At 64.2% G+C, this 2,839-nt stretch carries 3 protein-coding genes; 2 read left to right on the top strand and 1 reads right to left on the bottom strand.

The window, feature by feature from the left end; genetic code table 11:
* On the top strand, positions 1 to 958 hold a 958-nt coding region (locus J4F42_22125), incomplete at its 5' end, for a VWA domain-containing protein (protein MCE2488221.1).
* Positions 959 to 966: 8 nt separating this feature from the next.
* Here the strand turns inward: J4F42_22125 and J4F42_22120 are convergent.
* Positions 967 to 1,350 carry a hypothetical protein gene (locus J4F42_22120; GenBank protein MCE2488220.1) on the bottom strand — a complete coding sequence of 128 codons (384 nt, stop codon included), beginning with the start codon at positions 1,348 to 1,350 and terminating at the stop codon, positions 967 to 969.
* A gap of 181 nt (positions 1,351 to 1,531) precedes the next feature.
* Here J4F42_22120 and J4F42_22115 point away from each other — a divergent pair, with 181 nt between their 5' ends.
* The gene (locus J4F42_22115; GenBank protein MCE2488219.1) at positions 1,532 to 2,779 is read left to right on the top strand and encodes a right-handed parallel beta-helix repeat-containing protein; all 1,248 of its coding nucleotides are present in this window, start codon (positions 1,532 to 1,534) and stop codon (positions 2,777 to 2,779) included.
* The last annotated feature ends 60 nt before the right edge of the window (positions 2,780 to 2,839 follow it).

Below are 2,839 nucleotides of genomic sequence, written 5' to 3'. Positions count from 1 at the left end.
TGCCGGGAACGGGTCGCCCGTCCCGGCGGACGAACCGACGCCTGAAAATCCCGAGTCGGCTCAGGCGCCCGAGCCGGCCCCGGCCCTGCCCCCGGCCGACTGGACCAGACGTGTCCTGACTGTGACCGTCACCGATTTTCAGGGCGCATATGTTCCAGATCTCGAACCCCAGGACTTCCGCCTGTATGTCGATGGCGTGGCGCAGAGGATCGTCTACTTCAATACCGGTCGCCGGGAGCCGGTGAGTCTGGGCCTGGTGGTCGATGGCAGCGGCAGCATGCGTGCCAAGCGAGGTCCTGCCCGTCACGCCTTGCAGGGGTTCATTGAGCAGATCAAACGCGGCGATGAAGTCTTTCTCGAACAGTTCAGCCACCAGCTGACCCTGCTCCAGGACTTCACCGACAGCCGTATGCTGCTCGCCCAGGCGATCACCCAGCTGCGGCCGCTGGGTGGCACGGCGCTGCACGACGCCATTGTGGACAGCCTGCATCGGGTCAAACGCGGCCGCCATCAGAAAAAAGCCCTGGTTGTGATCAGCGACGGCTATGATACCGCTAGCCTCACCCCGCTCGCCGACATGCTCGACGCCGCCCGGCGCTCCGGGGTCCTGATCTATACCATCGGCATCGGCAATCCCCACAGCTATCTGGGCGACCGACGGCGAATCATGATCGGCCGCTTTGCCATGCTGCCGAATCAGGGCGTTGAGCGGGTCGATGTCAAAGCCCTGCGCCAGATCAGCACTCAGACCGGCGGAAAACATTTTCTGCTCAATACGGCCGATGACCATGGCCTGCGCGACACGCTGGCCCAGGCCACCCGGACGATCTCCCAGGAACTGCACGCCCAGTACAGCATCGGCTATGCGGTCCGGGAGGCTGGAGGGACGCACCGCGTGCGGGTGGAAACCGACCGTGACGATGTGGTCGTCCGCGCCCAACAGGCGCGGGTCGAATAGCGGCGCGGCTACTTTTTCTTGAAAAAGTGTTCTCTGACCTTCTCGCGGTCGAGCGGACTGATCTCCAGCGTATCAAAGATACTGGCCAGGGCTTGGATGCAGCGCACAAAGTCGGGCCACACCGTGCGGGGACCGGAAAAGCTCAGATGGGCCGACTCGATCCGCTCATGGGTATGCGTCACCCCACCGCTGCTCGTGCTCTCCACCTCAAAAGGCTGGATCGGGGCCTTGATATTCAGGTGAAAGACGTCGTCGTCGTCCTCTCCGACCGGGCGACGGAGTTCCATGTGCAGCTTGCCCTCGCCCCCGTCAACCTCAACGATGTACCACTCTCCAGGGTAGGCGCTCGACACCTTGATGTGGGGTATTTTTTCTGACGAATCGTCTGCCATAACGCGCTTCCTCGTGTCTGACTCAGAGAACGGATGGACGACTGCCATACATATCGACACCAGGCCAAAAAGAAAAGGCCCTCCTCGGTACGGGGGCTGTTTTTTGGCCGGTATACGCCTATAGTATGAGGCTCGGCGGGAGTGTCCCGTCGACCTGTTGCGCCTTGCGGGGGGCTTATCTATGACGACGATTTTTGTCCATCCGACCGACCGGGCGGCCGATGCCGCTTCCCTCAGCCTCGGCCTGTCCCGGTCTCGACCCGGCGATGTCGTCGTGCTCGGGGCGGGCAGCTATGGGCCGAGCACGAGCGGAGAGCGGCTGCCGCTGCGAATTCCGGTTGGCGTGACGGTCGAGGGTAGCGGTGCCGAAGACTGCATTCTCAACGGCGAGGGCCAGTTTGAGCCGTCTTTCGATCCGATTCGGGCTGCCCGGTCGGTCGTGCTTCTTGAGGACGGGGCCAGTCTGGCCGGCGTGACGGTGACCAACGGGGGCGGCCACGGGATTGGCGTACCGCTCGGGGCGAGCGTCGCGATCCGCAACTGCCACCTCAGCCAGCACGGCGATCACGGGATCTTTGTGGGCGGCGCAACCCAGGCCGTTATCACTAACTGTGTTTTCGAGCACAACGGCCTGAAGCGTTTTGCGCCCGAGCTGCCACGCGGGGCGGGCGCTCGACAGGGACATCATATTTTTGCCGAGGCACGCCACGGCCAGGCCAATCAGCTGCTGATCAGTGACAACGCCATGCGGGACTGTTTTGCCGACGGGATTGCCTTTGTGTGCTTTTTCCCGGAGCCGAACGAGGTGAGCTTCGGGGCGCGCATCCTGCGCAATACCATAGAGGCCAGCGAGCGCGGAGGGTTGCTCTTCTCGTGCTCGTTCGGGCCGTGTCAGAATCGCTACCAGATCCTGGCCGTGGATAATGTGCTCAAGGACAACCAGCAGTTCGGCCTGAATATCATGACCGCGGTTCCGTTGGCCGACCGGGTTCCGCAGCACAACCACCTGCGCGGCCTGATCGCCGGCAACGCTATCTCCGGCAGTCCCCTCGGCCTCGCCGTCCACGGCGCGCTCGGCGAGGCCCACCACAATCGCTGCGAGGTGACGCTGGACCGCAATCGCATCACCAGCTGCCCGACCAGCGCCATCCGTCTGGTCGGGGCCAGCGGCGCGCCCGGGCTTGCCAGCCGCAGCAATACGCTCGAAGCCACGGTCTGCCGCAACAGCCTGTCCGGCCGGGTGGTGATCCAGGCCGCCGGCGGCCCGGCGGACGCCAGGCTGGAGGAGAACAACGTTAACGTGCGGCTGCGCGGCAATACCGGCACGCCCGAACAGGCGATGCGGGTGAGTGACGGGCCGGCCGGTAACACGGTCACGGTCCAGGACGGCAGCCAAGCCTATCTGCGCACCCGGGACAATCTGATCTAGCTGATTTCGGGCTGGCCGCCGAAGTCCTTGCCGGTGGCCCTGAGGACCCGGCGGACGACT

It is taken from the genome of Desulfurellaceae bacterium (genome assembly GCA_021296095.1).
GTDB lineage: Bacteria > Desulfobacterota > Binatia > Bin18 > Bin18 > JAAXHF01.
Note: the sequence above shows the minus strand (reverse complement) of the source record. Positions and strands in the feature narration are given on the sequence as shown.